We start from the raw sequence: 3,855 nt of genomic DNA on the forward strand, positions 1-3,855 counted from the left end.
GGCAACGACCTCGCCGTAGCCATAGTTGATCTCGAACTGCGAAGGCGCGACCTCGGGATGGTCCTTCTCGTTCTGGAAGCCCATCGCACGCTGCACTTCGGCCACCGTGTCGATGAACATGCGCAGCGGGTCGCTGGGCAGCGAGTGATAATAACCACCGGTGCTGACGTACTCGAACGTACCCGTTTCGTGATAGCGGCGCTCCGCATCCAAGCCTTGGAAGAGGAAGCCTTCGATCTCGTTAGCTGCATTCAGCGTGTATCCGTCCCGCTCAAAGTAGTCGCGAGATAGCTTCTTGAGCTTGCCGCGGACGTCGCCGTCGAACGGCGAGCCGTCGCGGTCGAGCACGTCGCCGAAGACCAAGATCTTCCCCGGCCCAAAGATGTCGGCGGGCGCCCAGTAGAAGGCGCTCCAGTCGATGGACAGGCGCAGGTCGCTCTCGCGCTGCGGGGTGAAGCCGCGGATCGAGGAGCCGTCGAAGGTGAGGTTATCGTTGGACTTGAGCAAGAACTTCTTGTCGTAGTCCAACATGTGCAGACGGCCCTCGAGGTCGCTAAACAGGACGGTTACCGCCTTGATGCGCTTCTCGTCCGTCAAGTACTTGAGCCGCTCTTCCTGAAGCTGGTCGCTCGGCACATGGTCTATGCGCTGTTGCTTGGCGACCAAGTTCAGGTCTTCGAGCTCGCTGTACGGAAGCACGAGGAAGTCACGCAGTTCGGTGGACATCTCTTGTCTTTGCACTCCTTGACGTGCCGCGAGCGGCGCCGCAGATGAGACGGGGCGTGGGGTACTTGGCAATCGGCCAAGCAACTCCTCGGCCGTAGCCGCGCCCACAAGTGGGATCGTACAGCAATCTGAACTGCCTCTTCGCCCGCAGCCGGAGCGTGGCCGCTTTACAATCGAATCATGCTCCACCCAAAGCCCTGAGAAAGTGGATGCAGGAACATCTTGGCCCAGAACGCTACGGGCGCATCACGGTCGGCGAAGACGGAAACGCACGATAGATAGGCAACGGAATGCCGATCGGCGCGCGGGGAAAGCGCACATCCGTCTCGACGATCAGGTTCCGGAGCAGCGTGGAAACGACGCTCTTGCGCGGGTCGCCGTACTCGTCTCTGGCGCTCGTTCCAGCTAAGAAGCGCAAGCCCACGTCGAGCGCGAGGTTCTCTCCCGGCACGACCATCACCAGCGACCGGTTTGAGGACATGCGCGATCTCGGCGCTCATCGCCGAAAGGTCCTTGACGAACTCAAGCGTGCTGGCCGCGACGACCACATCCATGACGGCATCCGCGAACGGAAGGCTCCCCGCCGACGACCGGCGCAGGGTCGCGCCAATCGAGCGCCGCGCCAGAATATCCATGACCTCGTCGGCGTGGCCGTGAACGTCGGCACCGAAGAGGTTGACGCACTGCGCTGCAAGCTCCGGCATGAAGATTCCGCTGCCGAGCCTTACCACTCTCTACTCCCACACGATTTGACAGACCGGTGCTTAGATGAGGCAAGCTCCATATCACAACTTCATGACGATCGCTTCAGTTGCAACTAGCTGCGCCAACGTAGTGCAGTCACCAGCCTACGCAACGCGAGGCGTCAGCTGCTATCAGTCACTCTTCGTCCTTGGAACGTCCAATGCTCCCGTCTCGTCGGGGCAGGGCTTGGGCCGCACTACGGAACCTTTGCATTGAAAGGAGCAAACTACGAAGTCGTAACGATCTGCGCTACGGACGTCTCGTGAAATGGTGTAAGGCCGTCGAAGTCTGTTGAGAGACTGACGGTGCGCCACTGCTCGTCTACACGTTGGCGCTCAGTGTTTGCGGCAGCTGCGACCGCCACGGCGTCCGATCCCAACAGCAGCCGTACCGGTGGATTCGGCTCTGCGACGATCCGCAAAATCACCTGCGCTATTTTGTCGGGATCGCCACGCATGATGTCGTTATTGTTCCGCAAGTTCGCAGCCATTGCACCGACCGTGGCACGATAATCGGGTGAGACGTCGTCGATGCGCATCGACGATCCAGCCCACTCGGTGCGCATCCCGCCAGGCTCGACAACCGTCACGCGAATGCCGACTGGCGCTGTTTCTCTCGCTACGACCTCCGAGAAACCTCCGACTGCCCACTTTGCGGACTGGTATGCTACAGGTCCAGGTGTCGCGTGACGCCCGCCTATCGACGAAATCTGAATAATGTGACCGCTGCGCTGCTGATGCATCACCCGCACCGCGGCGCGCGTCACGTTCACAACGCCGAAGAAATTCGTTTCAACCTGCGCACGAAAGTAATGCCATCATGCCAAGAAGTTCTGGAGAGACGCGGAAGCGACTGTTGGCCGCGGCCACTAAGGAATTTGCGAAATACGGGATTGCAGGAGCGCGCGTGGATCGAATTGCGGAGGCTGCCGGCGTAAACAAGCAGGCGATCTATGCCTACTTCGGCAGCAAAGAGAGCCTTTTTGACGCCGTGTACGATGCGATGGTCGTGCAGACGATTGAAGAGGTCCCGATCGACGCGTACGACTTGCCGGGATACGTCGGTCGTCTGTACGACCGCTACCGCAGACACCCCGAAGTGCTGCGAATCGCAACGTGGTACGCGATGGAACGCGGCACCGACGCTCCGCACCCAAGCTCTTTGCGTTCCTCGAAGGCAAAGATTGCTGCAATTCGTGAAGCGCAAGAATCCGGCGCGATCACAAGCGATTTTGCGCCCGAAGATCTCCTCGTGCTGATTCTCAACTTGTCAACGACCGGACATCGCGTCTCGCCCGAATCGCTGAGCCCTGATCGCTCGCACGACGCCGTAAAAAAATCCATCATGAACGCGGTCGAACGCTTTACACTTCCTTAGAAAGAAAGCGTGCCGCTCGCGAGCGCCACGCTTTGGTTGCGAAACGTCCTCCTTCGAAAAGCTCAGAATGTCACGGGAGTTTCAAGGCTCAAGATTTGGTCCAGAGAAGTAGATGGGCCGAAGCCCGCCTGTAGAGTAGGTCCCAAGTTTGAGCAGTGATCTCCCCAGGGACCCCTCGTCAAACCGTGCGTGCAGTTTTCCCGCACACGGCTTTCCGACTGTCTTCGTCCGGCGGCGCATTATGACGGCACCTGCTTGGCGTACCGTTGCATGGGGTTACCAACGACCACGAGACCGTTCAGTTTGACCAGCCCATGGAAGTCGTAGAACCATGAAGGCGGATGGTCCCTCCATCCCTTGCCTGGCTTCTTGTGCTTCTTCCGAAGCATGATCGTGAGAATGTACGTCGCGTAGCTGTCAATGCTCTTGAAATGAATTCGAGAGTTGCCGGTCTTGAAGTAGTTCCCCCAACCCCGTAGGAGCGGGTTGACCCGTTTCCTGATGAGTTCGGGGAGGTCCCAATGTTGCCCACCACGGACGATATCGCGGAGCCGCCTCTTGACCGAGGCCATTGACTTGGGCGCCGGATAGTAGAACGTCTTGCGTTCGCCGCTCCGTTTGGACGGTTGCACCGCGAAGCGATGGCCGAGGAAATCGAAGGGCTCGTCGTTGGCGTTGACTATCCGCGTCTTCTGCTCGTTCAGCGTGAGACTCAGCCGATCTAAGACCTTCTTAGCCTCTCCGAGATAGAACTCGGGCCGTCGGTTGCAGAGGATTACAAAATCGTCGGCGTACCGCACGATGTGAGCATCGTGTGGCCGTGTCCCGAAGGCTTTGCGTTCCCAATATCGGTCGAGCCAATGGAGGTACAGGTTAGCGAGCAGGGGCGAGATGACGCCGCCTTGCGGCGTGCCAGCCGTCACCGTTCGGACTTGTAGATCTTCCATTACCCCGGCGTTGAGCCACAGCGAAAGCAGTTTTACAACCGCCTGATCCGTGACCCGCGAC

5 protein-coding genes are annotated in these 3,855 nt (G+C 59.2%); 1 reads left to right on the top strand and 4 read right to left on the bottom strand.

The features are described from left to right. The 3 genes from EPN29_13780 to EPN29_13790 all read right to left on the bottom strand — a co-directional run. Positions 1-726: glutamine synthetase (locus EPN29_13780; protein TAN31310.1), on the bottom strand; the 726-nt coding region annotated here is incomplete at its 3' end. A gap of 167 nt (positions 727-893) precedes the next feature. Then, positions 894-1,430 carry a methyltransferase domain-containing protein gene (locus EPN29_13785; GenBank protein ID TAN31311.1) on the bottom strand — a complete coding sequence of 179 codons (537 nt, stop codon included), beginning with the start codon at positions 1,428-1,430 and terminating at the stop codon, positions 894-896. Between the two features lie 266 nt (positions 1,431-1,696). Next, positions 1,697-2,242: an SDR family NAD(P)-dependent oxidoreductase gene (locus tag EPN29_13790; protein TAN31312.1), complete on the bottom strand. Its 546-nt coding sequence runs from the start codon at positions 2,240-2,242 to the stop codon at positions 1,697-1,699. A 47-nt stretch (positions 2,243-2,289) separates the two neighbouring features. Between EPN29_13790 and EPN29_13795 the strand changes: the two genes are divergently transcribed. After that, positions 2,290-2,847 (top strand): TetR/AcrR family transcriptional regulator, encoded by a 558-nt coding sequence (locus EPN29_13795; protein ID TAN31313.1) that lies wholly within the window; start codon positions 2,290-2,292, stop codon positions 2,845-2,847. 239 nt (positions 2,848-3,086) lie between these two features. Here the strand turns inward: EPN29_13795 and EPN29_13800 are convergent. Next, positions 3,087-3,855 (bottom strand): group II intron reverse transcriptase/maturase (locus tag EPN29_13800; protein TAN31314.1); only part of this gene is annotated, 769 nt, incomplete at its 5' end.

The sequence above is a fragment of the bacterium genome (assembly GCA_004299235.1).
Classification (GTDB): Bacteria; Chloroflexota; Dormibacteria; order Dormibacterales; family Dormibacteraceae; genus SCQL01.

Coding starts and splice junctions, on each gene's coding strand:
- EPN29_13785 (TAN31311.1), bottom strand. CDS start 1,430: ATGCCGGAGCTTGCAGCGCAGTGCGTCAACCTCTTCGGTGCCGACGTT.
- EPN29_13795 (TAN31313.1), top strand. CDS start 2,290: ATGCCAAGAAGTTCTGGAGAGACGCGGAAGCGACTGTTGGCCGCGGCC.